Origin of the sequence: Dyadobacter endophyticus (assembly GCF_014641595.1) — a bacterium.
Taxonomy (GTDB): domain Bacteria; phylum Bacteroidota; class Bacteroidia; order Cytophagales; family Spirosomataceae; genus Dyadobacter; species Dyadobacter endophyticus.
The window spans coordinates 2313051-2335605 of sequence record NZ_BMIA01000001.1 but is presented as its reverse complement, the minus strand read 5'-3'; the positions used below and the strand labels follow the sequence as shown (position 1 = coordinate 2335605).

Here is a 22555-nt window from a genome sequence, read left to right as displayed (position 1 = left end):
ATGTTCGCTGCATGGCCAGCGTTTTCGTTTGCGGCTATGTCTGCATATGGGAATGGTTGGGTTTACGAGTTCGAAAAGCGTGGGTACTGCGTATTTTGCAACCGGGGCCCGAAATACGGATAGCCGAGCCGCGGACTTTGTATTTTGCGCCTAGTGCTGCGCAAATGATATCCAGCTGTGTAAAAAGGGGCTGTCCACTCAGGTCGGCCGTCAGCGGGCAATTCATAATCTGGCTGTTTTCGGCCTCCACATCCACACCCCACGCGTCACGCATATGTTGCGCAACCAGCGATAACGGTGCATTGTTGAATTGGAACGATATGCCCGCGTTGAGCATGCGTGGTCGGTCGGCCAATCCCGCCGAGAATTTGCCCGAGTTGCGGTTGAATGTGGCGGTATGGTTGGGGCTTACCAGCATATCCACGGCATCTTCGCCCGTTTTTTCGCTGTAAACCGACACAAGTCCTGTTACGACTTCCACCTTTGTTTGCTGCCCGTCGGGCGCCGTGCTCACGTGGAAGCTCGTGCCCAACACTCTCGTGGTAACGCCTCCCGAATGCACGTAAAAGGGCTTTTTAGGGTTTTTACGAATACTGAAAAAGCCGTTTCCCTTCAACACCACCTCTCTTTTTCCTCCCTCGAAACGGCTCGGATAGCGCAGTGAGCTTCCGGGGCGGAGTTCCACCACGCTGCTGTCTTCCAGCATCACAGGCAGGATGTTGGTGCCGTCGTTACGCTTTTCTTCCCAGGCATAGGCAGTTAGCGGCACATGGCGGTCGCGAACCCTTCCCGTGAAAAACCAGCCGATCAGGAGCAGGGAGGCGGCCATGGTGGCCCATCGGAGATAGATGGATCGAAAGGGGCTGTTGCCATTTCTCTCATGGAGGTCGGGGAGGAAAGTCTTTTCCTGCATTTCCGCCCACATTCGCTCGCTGGTACCTTCCAGATCACTTTCGGAAACTTCACCGGCATTTTCGTTTTCAAGCAATGCAAACCAATGCTCCACCAGTAGCTTCTCCTGCTCGGTGCACCGGCCGTCCTGATATTTCTCCAATAATGCTGCGAATTGTTCCCGGTTCATTGCCTGATATGGCTGCTTGCTTTTTAGTTAGTAGTCAAATTCAGGGCCGGTGTTCCGCAAAAGTTTTTAGAAATTGTTGGATAAGTTATGTTAAATCGGGCTTTGGGGTAGAAAGTTCTGGCTTTTGTGCTATGAGGGGAGGATGGAGGAAGGGGAGGAAAGGGAGGATGGAGGATGGAGGAAGGGGAGGAAAGGGAGGAAGGAGGAAGGGGGAAGGAGGAAGGGGATTGGATCGGATAGAAATCCCCTCCTCCCTTTCCTCCTTCCTCCCCTTCCTCCCTTTTAAAGATAATCTTTCAAATAGGAACGCAGCGCCTTTACCACTAGGCTGAGATGATGCTCTACCGTTCGCTGGGGCATTTGGATTTGGGTGGCTATTTCTTTGGTAGAACGGTTTTCGAGGCGGTGAAGGCGGAAAATGGTCTGGGCTTTTTCGGGGAAATGACTCAGGCGCGCTTCGATGCTGCTCATCAGTTCGCTCACGTTCAGCTGATCTTCAGTGGTAGAAATCGAGTCGGAATACCCGACAAATGCGTGGGCGAGGTATTTTTCGTGTACCATCGCCGATTTGAAATGATTGATACACGTGTATTTGACCGACGTGACGAGATAGGCTTCCAGGTTGTCGATCTGCAAAAGGCTGCGGCGTTCCCACAACCGGAGGAACACGTCCTGGACGATGCTTTCGACGGCCTCACGGTCGTCGATCTTGCGGAGCGCGAGCAGGTACATTTTTTTCCAGTAACGTTGGTAAATCTCCCGGAATGCCAGGCTGTCGTCGTCCCGCAGGGCTTCGACGAGGTGTTGGTCCGGTAGAGATTTAACGTTCATGTGCAGTTACTGAATGTGGTTAAATGGGTGTCGGGTCAATGTTTTGAAATTGTATTTTTCCCATAAGTGGCAAATGCTTGCATTGTTGCCCGGACTTAATTTGAACCCATTTTTGATCGTGACCAATGTAATCGCCCGATTTTTTTACGCAGACGTTGCCGGGAACGTTGTCATTCGGGAATTTTATAGGGAAAGCCATACTTTTTCCCGGCAATACCAAATTATATGACAACATTTGTCAAACTGACATTTGAAATATTGCAAGAATTGTTTGTGTAAAAACAGCGGTAAAAGTCTGCCAAAACCTGCTTTGTTTTCCGCTAATCATCATCTTGGTTTGTCATGACTATTTCCAGAAGAAAATTCATCCATACTGCGACCGCCCTGGCTGGTGGAGCGGGCATTTTACCCATGATCACCGACTTCGCGCAGGCCGGTTCTGTCCGATCAGCCGCCGGATCGCCGGCCGCCGGATCGCTGGCCGCCGGATCGCTGGCCGCCGGATCGCCGGCCGCCGGATCGCCGGCCGCCGACAAGATCCGTGTTGCGGCGATCGGTATCAACAGTATGGGGTGGGCGGACATCAATGCGGTGATCCGAAATCCGGGTGTGGAATGCGTTGCGCTCTGCGACGCCGACCGCAATGTGCTGGACAAACGGGCTGCCGAGTTTGCCTCGAAAGGAATTCAGGTGAAAACTTATGGCGATTACCGGAGGATTTTGGAAAACAAAGATATAGACGCGGTGGTGATCGGCACGCCCGACCACTGGCACTGCTTGATGATGGCCGAGGCGTGCGAAGCGGGCAAGGATGTGTATGTAGAAAAGCCCATCGGCAACTCCATTGCCGAATGCCGGGCGATGGTGGCGGCTCAGGAGCGGTACAAGCGCGTGGTGCAGGTGGGGCAATGGCAACGCAGCCAGAAACATTTCCGCGATGCGGTCGATTTTGTGCATTCGGGAAAACTCGGGAAAATAGGGTTGGTGAAAGTTTGGGGATATTTTAATTATGGTAATCCAATCCTAAAACAGCCAGACGGTACAGCCCCGGCCGGCGTGGATTATGATATGTGGCTGGGACCGGCTATCAAACGGCCATTCAACCCCAACCGTTTCCACGGCTCGTTCCGTTGGTTTTGGGATTATGCAGGTGGTATTATGACCGATTGGGGCGTGCATTTGCTCGACTATGCATTGCTGGGTATGAAGACTGCCGGATCGCCGGCCGCCGGATCGCCGGCCGCCGGATCGCCGGCCGCCGGATCGCCGGCCGCCGCCGCGCCGAAACGTGTGAGCGCCAGCGGCGCAATGCTGCGTAACCCCGGCGCGGAAACGCCCGATACGCTTACGACGCTCTTTGAATACGAAGGTTTTAATATACAATGGGAACACGTGATCGGCTATGGCGCGGGCATTTACAACCGCGAGCACGGCGTCGCATTCCTGGGTGAGAACGGCACGCTAATTGTCGACAGGCGTGGTTGGGAAGTCGTGCCGTACGAAAAACGGATGGAAGCCGTTCCGTTCCAGGCTTCGTCGGACAATGGCCTTGATGAACATGCCAAAAACTTCGTGGAAGTGATCCGCTCGCGGCGTATGGACGACCTGCATGCACCCATACACGTAGGCGCGGAGGTCGCGATCCTTTCTCAAATGGGTAATATCGCTTATCGAACGGGGAGTACGCTTCGTTGGGATGCCCAAAAAGGGGAGTTCGACAATGCGGCGGCCAACAAGCTGATCGGTAACGAGTACCACAACGGCTATAAAATGCCACGGGTATAGCATTTAATGGTCAGGAAGGCCGGGGCTGGGGAACCGCCTTACTGATGAGCCAGCCAAATATCACACAACCAAAAATCCCGACGCCAGGGTACAGGAAGAAATGTACCCAGCCATTCGCCTGCACAAAATACAACAGCACCGCGCTTATGAAAAACCCGGCGAGAATACCGGTGCTGTTAATGGAAGGAACAAATATCCCCGCCACGAACATCCCTGCCAGGCAGCCGCCGAATATCCCGATCAGTTTCAGGTACTGGTCCCAAATGCTGTTGTTTTCTATAAAAACCAGCCAAACGGCAATTCCGATCCCGGCGGCGCCTAGTACCAGCGTCGTGTAACGTGCAAAGCGGAAGCGTTGCAGATCGGTGGATTTTGGCACAAAATGCTGGAAAAAATCGGTAGTGACCACGGTGGCAATGGAGTTCATCGAGGAACTGATAGTGGACATCGTAGCCGCGAAGAGCCCCGCGATCACCAATCCGCGCAGGCCTGCGGGTAGTTGTGTGGAGATAAACCAGGGGAAAATATCGTCGGTGCGCGCCATCGGGTTCAGGAGGTGAGGTGACTGCCTGAAATACACCCACAATGCCGTCCCAACCAGAAAGAAAATCAATGTGGCCGGAATGACGAGAAATGCATTCGTCCAGATCGAACGGCGGGCTTCGGCTTCCGTAGGAGTGGTGAGGTAGCGTTGCACCACCACCTGATCGGAAGTGTAAGTGACGATTTGTGTTAAAAAATTACCCACCAAAACTACCCAAAGCACCGGCTCGGTGATAGCCCAGCCGCTATTCACCATGTGGAATTTGCCGGCGTCACCCGCTTGTGTAAATAGTGATTCAAAGCCTCCTGAGGCATTTGCAATAAAAAATAGGCTGATAAACGCCCCGCCGAGCAATACCCCGACTTGCATTACTTCCGTCCAGACCACGGCTTCGATCCCACCCGAAATGGTGTAGGCGGTCGTAATAAGGCTGGTGAGGGTGATGCATAGCATGAGGTTCATCCCGGTGACCGTGCTTAGTACCAATGCAGGGAGGTAAATCACGATCCCCAGTCTTCCTACCTGAAAAACAACAAATGTGAAGCTGCCCACCAGTTTGACGGTTTTATTGAACCGGAAAGCGAGGTATTCGTAGACGCTGGTGATTTTCAGTTTGCGGAAATAGGGCAGGAAGAACCAGATCACGATCGGTGCCACGACGATGATCATCGCGTTGGCAAAGATGTAGACCCAGTCGGTAGCGTAGGTTTTCGCGGGGATGGCGATGAATGTAAGGGCGCTGAGTTTGCTCCCGAAAATGCTCAGTCCGGCCGCCCACCAGGGAATGTTCTGGCCGCCGAGGAAGAAATCGTCTGTGCTGGCGCTCATCTTGCGCGAAACGTAAATGCTAATGCCCAGTACCAGCAAAAAGTAAACCGACACCACGCCCCAGTCGATCCCATTGAATGTGCCGGTACTTACTACCGGACTGCCCGCCACCACGCGCGGCGTGCGGATGCCCGGCTGCACCTCGCCCGAGGGGATCACCGGTTGCCCGTTCCACGTCACAAGCGGCGTAGTAACCGCTCCCTTACCTTCCGAAAATGTCCCCAGCGATGCCCATGTGTCGGTAATGCTGTGGTAGGCCATGATTTCGTTGCGAAAACCGGGATGGTTCTCTTTGAGCTCCATTACCCGTTGGGCATTGGCACCATCATCGCCTCCCACTACAAGCAGGTGCGACTGCCCGGCCGCATATGCGGGGGAAGGTGCGGCAGCCACGGCGTTCGGCAGGTCGGCAATGCGTTTCCAGCTTTTCGAGGCAGGATTATAGGCAAGGCATTCTTTCAAATAGGTGCGCCGGGCGACACCGGCATGATGGTGCAACTCTACGCCGCTGAACAGGAAAAAACGGCCATCCTGTGCACCCGCAACGGCCAGCATGCGGCCATTGCCAGGGATTCGAGGCAGTTCGTGCCATTGTTTTTTGTGTAAATCAAATTCCCAGAAACGGTTCAATGCATGGGTGTCGGACGGGGCGGTGGTGCCCCCTGCCACATATATTTTGTCGCCGAGCACCGCGCCGGACGCATAGGCAAGGGGAACCGGTGGCGCCGGGAGTAGCGTCGTGGTAATCCGGCCGTCCTTCCAATTCAGATAAAATGCCTGCTTGTAATGCTGTGTACCATCGGCGCCTCCGAGGCAGAAAATACCTTCCGGGGTTGTGAGCGAAATGCCGTATCCCATTGCCTGGGGCAATTTACCCGCGTTCTTCCAGGTTCCCGACGGATTTTCCAGCACAAAAATATCGTCATACCAGGTTTTGGGCGCAGTACCCCACGGTCCGGCGTTGCCCGGGAAGTTGGCACCGCCCGCGACGATCAGCGCGTCGTTACTGACGCCGGCATAAGCACCCGCAAACCCAACATCGTCAGGAAGCGGTGGAAGGCTTTTCCATCGCAACGGCGAAGGGCCGACCAATTGGGCATTGGAAGTCATAGTTTGTAGGAAAATAGTCAGGAACAGCAGTAAGCGGGTCATTGCGTCATTCGGTTATACACTCATTCACTCATTTACTCATTCAATCATTGTCCCAGGAATTTGAAGAACCCGATTTCAGTGAGCTGGCGATTTAATTCCTGGTATTGCTCGTCGGACAGGGTCACGAGCGGGAGGCGGCAGGGCCCCATATCGAAGCCGAGCATTTTCATGACGGCTTTCTGTGCGGGAATCGGCGGGTACTGCACCACGATCCGCACCATCTCGACGCAGAAAAGCATTTGCTTCCGCGCCTTTTCCATCTCGCCCGCTTCAAAATACTCCCTTACTTTCAGATAAAGAGGTGCTGCGAAGTTGAATGTACTGCCGATGCACCCTTTGGCACCCATCGACAATGCGGGCAAATGATTTTCATCAAAACCATACAATACATCGTATTTGCCGCCTTCGTGATTCAGGCATTCCTGGTATTCCCAAAGCGTAGCTGCGGTGTATTTCACTCCGGCGAAGTTGGGGATCTGCTTTTCGGCAATGCACATGAAGTCGAGCACGTCTACGGAAAAGCCGGTGAGTGAAGGAATATGATAATAATAAAAAGGTAGCTCGGGTGCACCTGCCGCAATGTCGGTCATGCAGTCGGCCAGGTTTTGCACGGAAGTAGGTTTGAAATAGAATGCTGCGACGGACGAAATGGCGTCTGCCCCCGCCTCTTGCGCGTGACGTGCCAGCTTGCGCGCTTCCGCAATGCTTGCATGTCCCACGTGTACGATCATGCGCAGGCGGCCTTTACCGGCTTGGATGACGGTTTCGGAAACCTGCATCCGTTCTTCGAGTGTCAGATTGGGACCTTCGCCGTTGCTGCCGCAAATGAATATGCCCGAAATACCGGTACTGATCAAATGTTCGACTAATGCGGGCAGCAGCTCGTAATGCACGGAGCCATCAGGATGCAAGGGCGTGAAAAGCGCGGCGATGAGGCCGTCGGTGTGTTGGATGGTATTCATACGGATTGATAAACTTGAAATTCAACTATTTGCGGTCCCCGAACAACCATTGCGGGGTGATGGTTTGCAGCACGATCTGCTCATAGGCACCGGTTTTTCCCGCTTCGTAAAGGCACAGGATATTGCCGTCGGGCAATGCCGCCATGCTCGAATAGGCCGATGGGCCGGGGAAAATGGTCCGGATAACCGGCCAGGTTTTTCCCTCGTCGAAACTGGCGCGCAACGTCAGGTTGTGCCGTTTGGTAGTGCTGGCAGGATTGAGGAAGAGCATTGCACTACTCCCTTTCGGACGCTGGTACCGGATGATCGACGCCTGACATACCGGTTCAACGAGCTCGGGAATGTCTTCGGGAGCCGTCCAGCTAACGCCGCCATCGTAGCTTACCGACTGCGCCCGCCGCCCATGGCCGAAATAGGAGCGCATATTCATGAGCAGCGTGCCGTTGCCGTCGGCCACTTCAATTACCTGACATTCATTCATTTTGGGTGTGATCGTCCCGCCCAGCTGCCACGTTTTACCGTGATCGTCGCTGTAAATGGCGTGCGCGCCGTATTCGAACGGGCCGTTACGGACCTTGCCGTTCGGGTCGTCGTAGCTGAAATCGCAGGGGATCACCAGCCGGCCTTTGCGCGGACCGTTTTTGATTTGTATACCAATACCGGGTCCGGTTGCGTACCAGCCCCACTCGGGTTTCTTGGTAGTTTGGGTTATTTCAACCGGTTTGGCCCAGGTGGCACCGTGGTCGGCGCTGCGGGAGAGCCACACCGTCCGGGTCGACTCGGATTTTTTAATGATAATGTCCTTTTCGGGTACGTCGCCCCGGTTTTGGGTAAGTAGGAGGAGAATTTCGCCTGTTTCCTCGTCGAGCACCGGGCAAGGATTGCCGCAGGTATTGGTACCATCGTCCCAGACGACCGTTTGCGGCCCCCAGGTTTTGCCATTATCCGTCGAGCGTTTCATGAGCAAATCAATATCGCCGGCATCGCCGGCGCCGTCTTTGCGGCCTTCACAAAACGCGATCAGTGCGCCGTTTTTGGCTTTGATCAGCGACGGAATGCGATAGCTTTTGTAGCCGCCTTCACCTGCGCTGAACAATGCACGCGTTTCGGGAATGTCTTGCGCAAATGCCCTAGTGGCGCCCAGGACGATCAGGATCAGCAATGTTCTTTTTATCATATCAAAACATCAAATAAAATTCTTGAAAAGTAAAGGTTAATAACCCGCAGTCTGGACCAATAGCTTGTTATTGGCTAGAACCGTCGTATTGAGCGGCCAGAAAAGCGGCGTTTTCTTGCCCACCAGGTTCGGTACAAATTGGTAGACATCGATGGTGCCTCCTTTGTGAAACCTTGCGAGGTCGTACCACCGCTTATTCTCGAAAAACAGCTCCCGACCACGTTCGTCGAGGATTTCCCGCTCCACGGCTGCCTTTGTTTTTGCTCCCGCGTAGGCGCCGGTGCCTGCCCGCGTGCGGATTTTGTCGAGGTAGGCGATCGCCTCCTCCATTTTGTTAAGAGCAGCGTAGGCTTCGGCTTTCATGAGATAAATGTCGGCGAGGCGGAAAATGATGAGCTCGTTGTCGGAAATGCGGTCGTCGGAATATTTGGTACCGGGGTATTTGGTGATCCAGGAAATCTTCGGGCCGGAAGTTTGCCGTTCGGTAACCCAGGTGTACGGAGTGCGCTTGTCGGTGGTGCTTTTGCTAAATAATGCCCGCGACGGCTGGCTGATCTGGTAGGCTCCCTGGCCGGTGGTGGAAGTTTGGGTGTAGGGCAGGCTGTCGAGATTGACGGCACCCTGCACGATCGTCAGGAAGGGTAATGCATTTACGCCATAATTGCCGCCCGTTTCGTCCCGGCTGAAATAGGCCGATAGCATGACTTCCGGGTTATTGGGTGCCCGCAGGCCTGTCACGTTTTTGAAATCCGCATTCAGTGAAACGCCCGAAGCTTCTACTTCCGCAATAGCCGCGATAGCCGTATTGAAATCCGCATCGCCGCCGCCGAGTACTTTGGCGCTCCACAAACTGGCTTCCGCTTTGAGCGCCTGGGTTGAGCCATATGCGAAGCGGTATTTGCTTGGGTATGAAGCCGCATTGAAATTGCCCACAGATTTGTAAAACCCGATTGCTTTATCCAGGTCCCCCTGAACCTGCTGCATTACTTCGGCAGCCGGAGAGCGTGGCAGCAACGGCACATTTTCGTCCGTCACCGCTTGCAGCATCAGCGGCGCGTCTCCGATAATGCGGGTCAAATGAAAGTAAAAATAGGCGCGTAGACTGTAAGTTTCGGCGATAATGCGCTTTCTGAGATCGGGATTGCCGGCGAATGGGAAGGCTTCTATCCTCGCCAGCAGCAGGTTGCAATGGCCGATGGCCTTATACCAATCGTTGTAATTGATAGCGCCGGAAGTAGGGGTGATGATCTGCGACCATGCCACGCCGAAACGCGAGTTGGAGCCGGCGATCAACTCTTCGCTGCGCTCGGTACCGTAGGTTACATTGTTTGCAAAAGTTCGCATGTAGGTATAAATCCCCGTCAGGTATGGTTCAAAATCGCCTTCATTCTGAAAATAAACCGCCTCGGTGATGCTCGACTGCGGCTTCACGTCCAGCAAACTGTCGCAAGCACTCAGGCTTGTGAGAGCAAAAGCGGTTAGGGTGAGGAATTTAATTCTTGGATTCATAATACTTTCTGTTAAAATCTGAGCGTGGTTCCTAGCGAAAATTGGCGCGGGCGCGGGTAGCCCACGGCGTCGAAGCCGGTGTAAGTTTCCGGGTTAATGCCTTTGTACCTGGTGAGATAACCGAGGTTGTACACGCTTACGAACACATTCATTCCGGTAGAATGGATTTTTTTGAGCAGGTTTTTGGGCAGGTCGTAGGCCAGTGAAAGCTCGCGCAGGGCGAGGAAATTGCCCTTTTCGATCATGGCCGATACGTCGGATCCGTAGCCGTTGTTGTTGCCTAATGTCGCCGAGCGGAGGTAGTTGCGCTGGCCGAAATCGGCATCTGCGAACGAGAAACGGGCATATTTCTTACCGGTATCGCCCGATTTTTGCCAAATGTCGGGTCCGAGTGCCTGCGAAGGCGCCCCTTCGTTGAATGCCCTTCCGGTTCCGAGCGAGCGGGCCAGTGCGCCGTTGCTGATCATATGCCCGAGCGCATAGTCGACGGCCACTCGCAGGGACAGGGACTTATAAGTAAAAGTATTCTGCATTCCGCCGATTTTGTCGGGGTTGCGGTAGCCCATGAACACCTGGTCTTTGGTGTCGATCACCCCGTCGTTGTTGAGGTCGTCGAAGATGAAGTCGCCGGCGTGCTTCCCGGTGGTAATGCCGGAGGGTGAAGCGAGGTTGTCTTTTTTGGTAGCGTTCCAGGCCTTGGCCTCCTCCTCGGTCGAGAATACGCCCAGCACTTTGTAGGCGTACAATCCAAACGGCCGCTCGCCTTCTGCCAGTCCACCGGCTTCTACGTTTTTGCCTGCGGCGCGGTCGTAAACAAGATCGCCGCCTTGCCGGTTTTTAGCCCGGCCGTTGTCGGGTAGTTTTTTGATAGTGGTCCGGTTGAGGGCAAATGAAAAACTGGATCGCCACGTAAATGCGCCGGCTTTGATCACCGTCGCGCCCAGTTCTATTTCAACACCTTTGTTTTGCAGGGTCCCGTTATTGTAAGTAATGGAGGGGAACGGCGCTTCGGAAGGCAGTGGTTTCGATTCTAACCTGTTTTTTGTGAGTTTGTTGTAAAAATCAACCGATAATGTAACCCGGTCACCGAACAGCGCTGCGTCGAGTGCGAGGTCGGTGGTTTCGGTGAGTTCCCATTTAAGGTTCGGGTTCGAGAGATTGGCCCTCAGGATACCGGAGCCCAATGCGTACGTCGCTGCGGAATAGCCACCGTAGGTATCGGTGAGGCTCAGGTCGCTGGAACCGGCCTGGCCCCAGCTTGCGCGGAGTTTCAGCATACTTACCGGTGCGATGTTCCAGAATTTCTCCCGGTGGATGTTCCAGCCCAGGGAGGCCGAGGGGAACAATGCATATTTGTTTTGAGGGGCGAAATTGGAGAACCCATCGTACCGCAATGCGCCGCTGAGCAGGTATTTGCCGTCGTAATCATAATTGAACTGCCCGAAGTAGCTCGCCGAACGGCTTTCCGAAAGGGAGGTCCTGAAATCCGTCACGTTGGTGTTCACCACGCCGTTGATGACCGACGTCGAAGGTTCATTAATAGTATAGATGTAGTCGCTCGTAGCGCGCTGCGAACCGATATTGATAATGCTGTTGGTGGATTTGGTAAAATTGAAACCCGCCAGGAATGTAAAGTTATGGGCATCACACAGGCTGAGGTCGTATTGGAGGATCTGGTCGATCATCAGTTGCCGGAAGTTGTTGGTATCCTCATTCTTCTGGCGCTGGGTACCGGGCTGGATTTCGGAGGTCGGTGTGCCTTTCCGCATAAACATATACCGATAATCCTGCATTAAATAGGAGATGGCCGGTTTGTAACTCAATCCTTTGGCGATTAGGAGGTCACCGGCAATGCGTGAAATGACCCGCTCGGTGGAGGACCGGACGTCGTCGTATTTCAAAGTGTGGAACCGGTTGCGGGTTGCATAGTTCTCGCCGGGCGTCGGGTTACCGTCGTCCTTGTATATGCGTATGAGCGGGGTCAGGCGCGTGCCGCGTGTGAGCTCGTTCTGAAATGCCTCCACGTAATTGGGGAGCACATTCTGGTAGTTCACCATCGCATCGATCCGGAAATTGTCGGCCGCTTTGAAACCGAAATTGCCGAGCACATCGTATCGTTTGTATCTGGTACCTGCGAACGTACCTGCCTGATTGGTGTAACCTGCCGACACATTGTAACTCGCCCTTTCGCTGCCGCCGTCGACGGATAGGTTATGGTTTTGAGTAATGCCGGTGTTCCAGAGCATGTCCTGGTAATGATTGTCGGCAAAAAGCAGCTTCGTGCCCGGGTTGATCGGGTCATCCATGGTCTGCCACCCGTTTGCCAGCAGCCGGTCGACGTAAGGCTGGCCTTCTACGGCTACGATGTTGTCGTACAATGCGGTGAGGTTGATATTGTTTCCGTATTGCCCCGGCGTGGTATAAATGCGTGTTCCGGCCGAGAAACCCCCGTTGTTAAGCAGGTTGTTTTTGTCGATAGGGTCGAAAGTCGCCTGGACTGTCTTTCTTGCCAATGCGAGGTAATCCCTCGCATTCAGGTATTTATAATCCCGCGCATTGGTTTCCCAGGTTGTGCGGTGGTTGAGGGTGATATTGGCTTTGGTATTGAACTTTCCCCCCTTGGTTTTGACGACGATCACGCCGTTCGCACCTCGTGCACCGTAAATGGCTGTCGCCGCGGCGTCCTTCATCACCTGAAACGATTCGATATTGTCGGGATTGATATCACTCAATGACCGGAACACGCCATCCAGGATCACCAGCGGCCCGCTCGACTCCGAAGTCCCCACAGAATTGCCGCCCGAATTGCCTAACCCTGTCCCATAAACGTTGAGCTTCGTCCCGCCACGAATGATGATATTGGTCGCCCCGGCGCCCGGCTGCCCGGAATTGACCGGTACCGACACACCTGCCATTTTGCCCTGCATGGCCTGCACAGGGTTGGGATTAGAAGTATTTCTGAGCTCTTCCGTCCCCAGTTTCGACACCGCAGCGGTCGTTTTTGCTTTGGATTGGCTTGTATAGCCCACCACCACAACTTCACTAAGCGCCTTTTCGCTTTCCGAGAGGGAAATATCAATTTTCGAACGGCTTGAAATGGCTACTTCCTGAGGATCGAAACCGACGTAGGAGAAAACCAGACGGCCCGTGGCTGGTGCCTGTATCGTATACTTTCCATCGGCATCGGTAGTGGTACCGGAGGAGGTACCACCGAGGATAATGCTCACGCCCGGCAGGTTCTCGCCCGTCCCGGCTGATCTGACGGTCCCGGTGATGGTCAGTTGCTGCGCCGTGACGACCGGAGCCAGGAGCAACAACGCACAGCCCAGCAGGACTACCGCGTACACTTTCTTCATAGGATCGAATTTTAAAGAGTCAGGAATTTGATATGTTTATTAGTAGTTATGTACTACATAATAACAAAGATAGAAGCTTTGCTACTGAACATCCAAATATTTATTCAGAAAATAATGCAAAATCTGGTGCCGTTGCGCGGTTTATAGTCGTTGTTGCATCCCCACGGGAATTGATGTCCGTTTTCTGCCGATGTTACATGTCTGACGACATTTTGCGATCTGCCATCAATCTTCCACTAATAGTCTGGTAATGCAAAATCGCGTAGCGATGTAATATACCGTTTCAAGCTTTCAAACGGTCGAAGTGTGGCTTTAAATGCGCTTTCATACCCCGACGAAAATCTTCCGAATCACCTGTTTTTAATATTTCAACCAAATCGTGATGGGTAACCTTGCCCACATCCGCCTGGCCATTTACCTGGATCTCATAATCGAGCACATATTCGAATACGGGCAGCAGCATTTTCTGGAAACGCATATAAGTGTCGTTTCCGGTCATCTGGTAAAGCTTGCCGTGGAAAGCGATCTCATGTTCTACGCGGAAGGGCTTCTGCTGCTTGTTTACCTCCTGGGCAACAATCGTTTCAAGGGCGGTAATGTCTTCCGGGGTTTTGCGCAGGTAAATGAGGTCGGCCAGGCCCATTTCCAGTACGAGCCGCAGTTCGAAAATGTCTTTCAATGTGTTTTTACCGAGGATCAGCGGATCGAGGACGCGTTCGAGCGAGCCGAGGATATCGGGTTGGGTGAGCACCATCCCGCGTTTTTTGCGGGTATCGATCATCCCGAGCATGCGCAGGCGGCTGAGCGCCTCACGCACCACATTCCGGCTCACGCCCAGGGCGTCGGCCAGTTCCTGTTCCTTGGGCAATGCGTCGCCGGGTACGAAGGATTTCCGTTTCAAATACTCACGCAGCCTCGACTCGACCATGTCGGCCATGGTAGAAGCCCCCAAAGGCTGGATATCGTTTTTCAGATCATTCATAATTGCAATGGCCAGGTGCCGGGTCGGAAGAGAGATTTGGATGCAAAGCTAATAATTCCTTTTGTAGGACATAACAGAAGCGCCGAATTTACCCACCCTGCGAAAACCTTTGACCGTTAAATAAGTCCACAAGTAGTATTAGTTTGGTTACACCTTCTATGATCTAATTTGTAGAAAATATAAAACTAATTCTATATAAACGACATGGTGAATGCCGATCGGGTGATTTGTGAAGGGTTGGTAACGGTCGGATTTACGAGCCATACTTGTTACCCTGCATTCTCTTTTTTTCACTTAAACCATCATACACCATGTTAAAAGTTACTAGCAATGCCCTTCAAACCACTCGTTTAGGTGGTGCTCCCGAGGAAACCAACTCGATGTTCGGTCCGCTGACCGACCTGATCGGTACCTGGGTGGGGCGCAAGGGCTGGAACCTCGTGGCCGTTCCTAACCAAAGAGGCGGCTTTATTTTGCTTGTGCAGCCCTACACCGAAATGCTCACCGTCACGCCGTTGAGCACACCTACGCCCAACCGCGGAACGCACATCGTGCAGCAGGTACCTACTTTGCTGTACCAGCTCACGATCCATAGCAATATCGATGGCAGTTTGCTACACGCAGAGAACGGAACGTGGCTGCTGTTGCAGGATTGCCCGGACGAATTCAGCATTGCCCGCCAGGCATCTGTCCCGCATGGGGATTCATTGCTGGCACTGGGCGGTTCGTCTGTCAACGGCGGGGCGCCCAACATCCCGGCGATCAGCACATTGCCGATTACCGGCCCGGGTTCGAAACCGCTGGGCTACACCGACCCTTACCTCACACCGCAGGAAGGCTTCAACAAGGTGAACCCGAATGCCACTTTGCAGGATGCCATTGCCGGTCAGACGATCACTTCCACCACCACCATTTCGGTGAGCACGGCCAACAAAGGCGGGATTACCAACATTCCCTTCATCGTTCAGAACGCTAACACGACCAGTTTTGAGGCAACTTACTGGATTGAAACCGTACAAAACCCGAATACCGGCGGCTCGTTCCTGCAACTGCAATACTCGCAGACTTCCATCATCGAGTTTATCCCGCAGTTCCACGATCCTGCTAAGCTCATCCAATGGCCGCACGTGAACATCAACACGCTGGTGAAACAATAAGTAATAAACGAAACCTTCACGATAAATACGACATACATGGCGCAACCAGCAGATCATCATTTTGATGTGATCGTGGTCGGGGGAGGGGCAATAGGCCTCTCCACCGGTTACCATCTGGGAAAACGAAAAGCTAAAACACTGGTTTTGGAGCAGTTCAATTTCAAAAATCAGCTTGGCAGCTCAGCGGGCGTTTCGCGGCAATACCGCATTCCGTATCCCGAAGAATATATGGTGCAAATGGCGCTGGACGCGCAGCCGTATTGGGACGAGCTGCAAACGCTGACGCCCAAAACACTGCTCGACAAGGTTGGGACGCTTTGGTTCGGTGATCCTTCGGTGCATTCCACCGAGGGTAATATTGCCGAGGCCGAGCAGGCACTCAAAGCATTGAGCGTGCCTTACACCAGCCTGACGGCGAAGGAAATCGAGTCGCAATACCACTTCCGGAATCTGCCCGATACTTATACCGGCCTTTTCCAGGCGGATGGTGCGAGCATCGATTTCCGTGCCACCATCGAAACCCTCTACCAGGCCTGCGAGCGGGATCCGTACACAACCCTGCACGAAGAATCGCCGGTGACAGCGATTGGGCAGGACGGAAAGTTGTTCAACGTGACGACGCCGAAAGGTGTTTTTACAAGTGAAAAACTGGTGTTAGTACCCGGGCCGTATATTGATAGCGTGATCAACCTGCTCGGGTTTACGATCGAAGCGACCTATTGGAATATGTCTTCGGCCTATTTCAAAAAGACGGATCCGAAAATCCAGTACCCGACCTGGTTTGTGTTCCAGAATGCGATCGGCTCGAACGGTAACCAGTTTTATGGCTTCCCAGGTGTGGTTTGGGACCATCCGGAGTACATCCGTGTCGCACCCGACTTTGTGATCGATCCCCTCACAAGTCCTGAGCAACGGACGCTCGTACCTAACCCGAAGGAGCTCGCCTACACGTCGGAATGGGTCAGCGAGCACATGACAGGCCTCGATCCGACGCCCTATTTTACTTCGACCTGCCTTATCGCGCTCAGCAAGATCGCGAACAAGGAGCTGCTGATCGATTTTGCGCCGCCTTATGTGCCTAATCACCACAACATCGTGGTGTATGCCACAGGCTGGGCTGCCAAGTTTACCCCGTTTTTAGGTAAGATACTGACCGAGCTGGCGCTCGACGGCCATTCCACTTTCGATATCTCGCCATTTAAGCTGGGTTATAATTATTTCAAAGCCATTTAAAACCATCAACATGAACAAAAACACGCCACTTAACAACGGAATGAAGCCTGGTTTACGGACGGAAGTCGCGATCATCGGCGCAGGAACCTCGGGCCTGTACAGCGCCTACCGCCTGACCGACACCGGCAAATACACCGGCGAGCAGGTGCAGATTTTCGACATGAGCGATCGCCTCGGCGGCCGCCTCGAATCGGTAATCCTGCCCGGGATGAACTTCTGGGGCGAGCTGGGAGGCATGCGCTACCTCACTTCACAGGAGATCGTGACTACGCTTATTGAAGGCTATCCGCTGACGGAAAAAGACCTGAGCAAGCGCACGCCGGTACTCAAAGACCATATGACGCCCGTTCCGTTCCCGATGGGCAACCCGGCTGATCTGCTCTTTTACCTCCGCAAGCAACATTTCAAACAAAATGCCTGGAATGTAGCACAGGATAAAGGAGAGAAACTCGTGACCCGCTACTACCTCAACGACGACGACATCGGTTTCAGCTCCGACCAGCTTTTCAACAAGATCATCTACGACGTGCTTGTGGCCGATCCCTGGTTTGTAGCTAATTATTCCGACAAGGTTACCAAAGGGCCTACGCAATATGATTACGGTTTCAAACTGACCAGTGAGGATTGGGACCAGGTGAAGCCTAAACTCACCTACAATTTCCCGGGGTCGCCCTATGATGGCCGCAAGGTGAACGACCTCGGTTTCTGGAACCTGATCAAAGACCAGATTTCGGAAGAGGGTTATAGTTTTGTGGCGAATGCGGGAGGTTATTATTCCAACACGATCAACTGGAATGCCGCAGAGGCATTTCCTTATATGGTAGGAGATTTTTCGGCCGATGTGACTTATAAAACGATCGAGGAAGGTTACGATAGCATCGCCTATGCGCTTGCGAATCAGTATACAGGCATTCCGGGCGGGACTATCTGGTCGGAAAACAAGCTGCTGACCTTCTCGAAAGGCCATGAGCTGCGTGACGATTACCGCTACGAGCTCACTTTCCTGAATATCCCGAGCAACACCCTGTGGTATGCTTATGCCAACCAAATTATTCTCGGAATGCCGCGTAAATCGCTGGAACTGCTCGATCAGCAGAATTTCTTTTTCAATTCCAATGAAAACACCGCTCTTGACCGGAATATCCGTTCGGTGATCATGGAGCCTGCATTCAAAATCCTGATGGGCTTCCGTGAGCCCTGGTGGAAACAGCTGGGTATCGACTCCGGGCACTCTATTACCGACCTGCCGATGCGGCAATGCTACTACTTCGGCACCGATCCGCAGAACAACAACTCGATGCTACTCGGCAGCTACGGGGATATGGAAACCGAGACATTTTGGAAGGCACTTTCGGATGATACCGTGCTGTTCAAAGTAAGCGCGGCGGCATCGGCCTCGCTGGTGGAGCTGAAAGCCCTTGAAAGAGAGCAGGCTACGCAATTGATGGTGAATGAAATTATGAATCAGCTGCGTGAATTGCATGGTGCACAGGTGGAAATCCCGGAACCATACGTGACCTATTTCCGCGACTGGTCCGACGATCCGTTCGGCGCAGGGTACCATGCCTGGAAGGCCGGTGTGCCGGTTTGGGACGTCATGCCTTACATGCGCAAGCCGGATGCAGACGAGCATATTTATGTTGTTGGTGAGGCCTATTCCGATCAGCAAGGATGGGTAGAAGGAGCGTTTTGCGAAGCGGAGAAAATGCTGGAATCACATTTTCATCTCCTTCGCCCGGATTGGTTGAGCAAGACCTATTATATGGGCTGGTAGCGATTCACGTAATCCGGCTGTCCGTTAAGGGTCTGGTTTGAACCAGGTATTGAAACGAAAAAGGGCACCTCGCATGTGAGATGTCCTTTTTCATAATTGGCTTGATCTAAATGTAAACCTCAGAGGCTTACATCACAATAATGTCTGGTTTCATAGCAGATTCAGTTTTAACCGTGGTGGCTTAAAAGTATGTAATGATACAGAATTCAATTTACAATTTCAAATGTATTGCCCGACTTGAATGTGCCTTCTTTTATGTCATGTTTTGAATAGGTTCTGACAAATACGCTTCCCAATCCCGTTAGTTCGTGCTTGCAAATTACTCGTAGTTCAATGATGTGATGTTCATTGTCATTGAAGATGGTGGAGATATCGTCCGTTGTCAAAAACCAGAGTGCGTACTCGGATTTTTCCCCAACTCTGAACGGTGCTACGTAGTTGTACTGGTCTTTTATGAGCGTGAGGGGTTCCGTCCGGTGGTTCGTTTTCCCCTCGGGACCGGTCATCGGGATCTTTTGAATCACCTCGACACGAAGGTCAAACGCTCTGAACAAGGATCTGTTGATGATTTTGAAGCAATACCACTTGTTCGACCGGCAACCATATGATCTCACATGTGTCGCGATATGACGGGCTATTCTTATCCGTGGACGAAACAAAAACAGAAGCGCAAAAAGGAATACGAAGGAGGTTATGAAACCGGAAAGTATGTCGGCGATAAACGACTGGCAGAAGACTTTCTGCTCCAAAAAGATAAGTGTTTCATTCATAATTCAGGTTGATGAAAGTTCTTCAATGTCATAATTTGCCGGGGCAACGGGGCATAAGTATAAGTCAGCCTACGGAAATTCTTATTCGGCGAATTAGCAGAAGGCTGGTACTAATGAATATCTGGTTTACGGTAGATAATAGGTTACCGATTGCTTTGATACATCTGATAAATCCGAAATTCCAGATCATCAAAACCGCTCCCTATGACCGTGTCCAGACGTTACCTTCATGCATATATTATTGCGGTGGTTTCATGTATAACACCGGCTGCCGCGCAGGACAAGACCCATTCCGTCCGCAGGGGCGCCAATACGCCGGAGCAGGAGTTGGCCGGATTTCATCTGCCCGAAGGGTTTGTGATAGAACTCGTGGCCAGCGAGCGTGACAGCGTATTCAAGCCGATCGACCTTACGTTCGACGATGCGGGGAGGTTGTGGACGCAGACGGCCAGAATGTACCCCCTCGACCCGATTTCAGACATTCGCTGGGAAGATCTCCTGAAATTGATGGACGATGAGAATGCCCAGCGTAATCATCCCAATTTCAAACGCGTTTTGCAGCTCTACAAAGGCGAAACCAAAGGAGTGGACAAGGTCATTGTGCTTTCGGATATCTACGGAAAGGGGCCGGCGAAACCGACGGTTTGGGCCGATGGACTGACGATCCCGATGAGTATCCTGCCGTACCGCGACGGCGCGTATATCGCCCAGGGATCGGAGCTGTTTTTTATGGATGATACCGATAAAGATGGCAGGGCCGATAAGCGCGTACCGCTCTTTACCGGTTTCGGGTTCACGGATACGCACACGATGGCGCATGCGCTCGTGCGGGCGCCGGGAAACTGGATCCACTTCAGCCACGGCGCGCTCAATAAGGGACGCGTGAAGTCGCTGGTGAGTGGTGATAGTTTGAAAATCGATTTCAGTAAAATAGCGCGTTTTACGTCCGATGGCCGGAAAATGGAACTGGTAAGCGTGGGACTGAACAATATATGGGGCTTTCAGTTGCGGGGTAACGGGCAATGGTACGGGTCCGAAGCGAACGACCTGGGCTATTCGGTGGTCCCGATGGAGCCGGGAACGGCGTTGCCGGGCATAGGGAATGAAAAGTTGAGGCCTTATCAGCCATTTATGCCTGCATTGCATTCGTTCCGCGTCGGTGGTACGGGCATTTCGGGGACGGCGTTCGCGGACGATGCATCCGGTTCATTTCCCGAGGCGTTTCGCGATGTGGCGTTCCTGGCCAACCCGATCACGAGTTCTGTTAATGCGGTGAAAGTTGTGAGAAATGCGGATGGCACTGTTTCCGCCGCCCATTTGCCCGATTTGCTTACCTCGGAAGATGACTGGTTCAGGCCTGTGAATATGGAATTCGGGCCGGACGGCTGCCTGTACATCGCCGATTGGTACAACAAGATCGTTTCCCACAACGAATTACCCACCACGCACCCCGACCGCGACAAGACACACGGCCGCATTTGGCGGATTCGCCATGTGACCCAGCGGCCGAGGAATATTCCTGATTTTTACAAAATGCCTGCTTCTGCTTTGCCGGAGCATTTGCGCGCTCCCTCGCTTTGGGCAAAAAGGGCCGCCTGGCATCAGATCGCCGACCGGCCACGCGAAGAAACGAATGCGCTGATCCCGGCCATCACCACCATAGCCGCGGACCGTACTGCCGACGACATTACAAGAATCCACGCGCTCTGGTGCCTCGAAAGTTTACAGCACTTCGATGCCGCATTAATGGGCAACCTGCTCGCCGAAGCATCCCCCGCTATCCGGCGCGAGGCGGTACGGTCATTGAGTAGTTTTAAATTGAATGGTGCTGAAATTGCGGCGCTGGCGAAGATTTCGGCAGACGATTCCGATCCCATGGTGCGCTCGCAGGTATTGCGCACGTTGGGCGAGGCGGTCGAGCTGGATAGGGCGGGTATTGCCATTCTTATTGCCGCTTGCAAGCCGGAGTTGGCGGGCGAAATGCTCGGCGGGCCTTATGAGCGGAGTTTCGAAAGGTTTTTGGCAAGAATGGCCCTTGAAAAACATTCGGAGGCACTAAACCGCTTCATTTCCGGGCCGGATGTGGCTAGGGTACCTGTCGAAAACCTGCTCTGGGCGGCCCAGGCATTGCCGAAGGACGATCGGGAAGAGGCATTCCTGCGTTTCTGGCCAGAGGCACATATCGAAAAGCTCGACGAGCCTACGTTTACCAGCATTACCGCGATGCTGTCCAATAAAAATGTGCTTTCAGCGATCAAACCGGCCTTCGAGGCACCCCAGGCGACGCAATATGTCCGTTTTGCGATCGATAACCAGGCACAGGTCCAGTCGGCGGAACTGAATGGCTTGCTGGCTGCGCCGGTATCGCGGCTTTTAAAAAGTAACGATCAGGCGGAAGTCGACCTCGGGCTCGATGCAGTCGGGAGGTTTGGAATGCGTGATGCAGTAGGTCAGGTGCTGGCCGTGCTGGACCGCGATATGCCCGCGTCGTCGGTCAAACTGGCGTTGAAAGCGATCGACGCGAATCCGGCTTTGGGCAAAAATGCATTGGTTAAGGTCGTTAACAACGGCAGCCGGGAGTTCGATGTGCGCGCCTATGCATTGACGGCGCTGGCAAAGACGGATCCCGCATCGGCGAGGCTGGCCGCTCAAAAGTGGGTATCAAAGCTGGACGCCGCGGAAAAAGCAGCGCTAGCGAGCATGCTCCCATCGTCGCCCGCCGGGGCCGATCTTTTGATTTACCTTATTAAAAACAAACAACTCAGTGGAAGCTCCCTGGACGTCCCTACTGCCGAAAGGCTGGTGGCTGTTCGCCGGAACGCGGAAACGGCAAGCCTGCTAAGTCGGGCCAAATCTGCGGAAAGTGAGAAAAAGAAGGCATTCAAAACCAGACTAGACAAATATATGACCATAGCCGGGCAGCAGAAAGGAGATGCGGAAACGGGCAGGGCCCTCTTTCAGACCTGCCTGAACTGTCATCAGGCCGGAGGTAAGGGGCAGAATATCGCGCCATCGCTGGACGGCTCGGCGAGCCGGGAAAATGAGGCATTGCTGACGGCCATTCTCGATCCCGATGCAGCCGTCGAAAGCGGATACACTGTTTATAGGATAAGTAAAAAGGACGGGACGAATTTCGAAGGCTATCTGGTGAGTCAGGACAAACGCGGCACCACGCTCGCATTCATGGGAGGGGCAACTACCTTCATTCCGGCCGGGCAGATCAAAAGCCAGGGCGCGCTGGGCGGTCGGTCATTCATGCTTAAGGGACTGATCGACACCTACTCCGACCAGCAGGTAGCCGATTTGTTGGCCTATATCCGTACATTGAAATAGCTATTTATATTAATCAGAACGAAGTTTGATCGGTACCGGCTCCGTACGGTGTTTTTTAGTTATGAATGAAAATTTTAAAAG

At 53.2% G+C, this 22555-nt stretch carries 14 protein-coding genes; 5 read left to right on the top strand and 9 right to left on the bottom strand.

Going from position 1 to position 22555, the window contains the following annotated elements; genetic code table 11:
* Positions 1-34: 34 nt before the first annotated feature.
* Both IEY24_RS09545 and IEY24_RS09540 read right to left on the bottom strand, forming a co-directional pair.
* Positions 35-1081, bottom strand: coding sequence for a FecR family protein (locus tag IEY24_RS09545; protein ID WP_188931030.1), 1047 nt, complete (start codon positions 1079-1081; stop codon positions 35-37).
* 282 nt (positions 1082-1363) lie between these two features.
* Positions 1364-1912, bottom strand: coding sequence for an RNA polymerase sigma-70 factor (locus tag IEY24_RS09540; protein ID WP_188931028.1), 549 nt, complete (start codon positions 1910-1912; stop codon positions 1364-1366).
* A gap of 342 nt (positions 1913-2254) precedes the next feature.
* Here IEY24_RS09540 and IEY24_RS09535 point away from each other — a divergent pair, with 342 nt between their 5' ends.
* Positions 2255-3697, top strand: coding sequence for a Gfo/Idh/MocA family protein (locus IEY24_RS09535; protein WP_188931026.1), 1443 nt, complete (start codon positions 2255-2257; stop codon positions 3695-3697).
* Positions 3698-3707: 10 nt separating this feature from the next.
* Here IEY24_RS09535 and IEY24_RS09530 read toward each other — a convergent pair whose 3' ends face one another.
* From IEY24_RS09530 to IEY24_RS09505, 6 genes are all read right to left on the bottom strand, one after another.
* Positions 3708-6221 carry a sodium:solute symporter family protein gene (locus IEY24_RS09530; RefSeq protein WP_188931024.1) on the bottom strand — a complete coding sequence of 838 codons (2514 nt, stop codon included), beginning with the start codon at positions 6219-6221 and terminating at the stop codon, positions 3708-3710.
* A 44-nt stretch (positions 6222-6265) separates the two neighbouring features.
* Positions 6266-7183 (bottom strand): dihydrodipicolinate synthase family protein, encoded by a 918-nt coding sequence (locus tag IEY24_RS09525; RefSeq protein WP_188931022.1) that lies wholly within the window; start codon positions 7181-7183, stop codon positions 6266-6268.
* Positions 7184-7208: 25 nt separating this feature from the next.
* Positions 7209-8360 (bottom strand): sialidase family protein, encoded by a 1152-nt coding sequence (locus IEY24_RS09520; protein WP_188931020.1) that lies wholly within the window; start codon positions 8358-8360, stop codon positions 7209-7211.
* A gap of 36 nt (positions 8361-8396) precedes the next feature.
* Positions 8397-9869 carry a RagB/SusD family nutrient uptake outer membrane protein gene (locus tag IEY24_RS09515; RefSeq protein WP_188931018.1) on the bottom strand — a complete coding sequence of 491 codons (1473 nt, stop codon included), beginning with the start codon at positions 9867-9869 and terminating at the stop codon, positions 8397-8399.
* An 11-nt stretch (positions 9870-9880) separates the two neighbouring features.
* Positions 9881-13225, bottom strand: coding sequence for a SusC/RagA family TonB-linked outer membrane protein (locus tag IEY24_RS09510; protein ID WP_188931012.1), 3345 nt, complete (start codon positions 13223-13225; stop codon positions 9881-9883).
* Between the two features lie 283 nt (positions 13226-13508).
* Positions 13509-14207 (bottom strand): FadR/GntR family transcriptional regulator, encoded by a 699-nt coding sequence (locus tag IEY24_RS09505; RefSeq protein WP_188931003.1) that lies wholly within the window; start codon positions 14205-14207, stop codon positions 13509-13511.
* Positions 14208-14518: 311 nt separating this feature from the next.
* Between IEY24_RS09505 and IEY24_RS09500 the strand changes: the two genes are divergently transcribed.
* The 3 genes from IEY24_RS09500 to IEY24_RS09490 are packed head-to-tail and all read left to right on the top strand — an operon-like array spanning position 14519 to position 18371.
* Positions 14519-15364 (top strand): heme-binding protein, encoded by an 846-nt coding sequence (locus tag IEY24_RS09500; protein ID WP_229221735.1) that lies wholly within the window; start codon positions 14519-14521, stop codon positions 15362-15364.
* Between the two features lie 36 nt (positions 15365-15400).
* Entirely contained in the window at positions 15401-16597 is a 1197-nt protein-coding gene (locus IEY24_RS09495) for an FAD-dependent oxidoreductase (RefSeq protein WP_188930996.1), read from the top strand.
* 10 nt (positions 16598-16607) lie between these two features.
* Complete coding sequence (locus tag IEY24_RS09490; RefSeq protein WP_188930994.1) at positions 16608-18371, top strand: flavin monoamine oxidase family protein; 1764 nt, start codon at positions 16608-16610, stop codon at positions 18369-18371.
* Between the two features lie 206 nt (positions 18372-18577).
* On the opposite strand, the gene IEY24_RS09485 is transcribed toward IEY24_RS09490, so the two are convergent.
* Positions 18578-19141 carry a hypothetical protein gene (locus tag IEY24_RS09485; RefSeq protein WP_188930987.1) on the bottom strand — a complete coding sequence of 188 codons (564 nt, stop codon included), beginning with the start codon at positions 19139-19141 and terminating at the stop codon, positions 18578-18580.
* 204 nt (positions 19142-19345) lie between these two features.
* Between IEY24_RS09485 and IEY24_RS09480 the strand changes: the two genes are divergently transcribed.
* Positions 19346-22474 (top strand): PVC-type heme-binding CxxCH protein, encoded by a 3129-nt coding sequence (locus IEY24_RS09480; RefSeq protein ID WP_188930985.1) that lies wholly within the window; start codon positions 19346-19348, stop codon positions 22472-22474.
* Positions 22475-22555 lie beyond the last annotated feature (81 nt).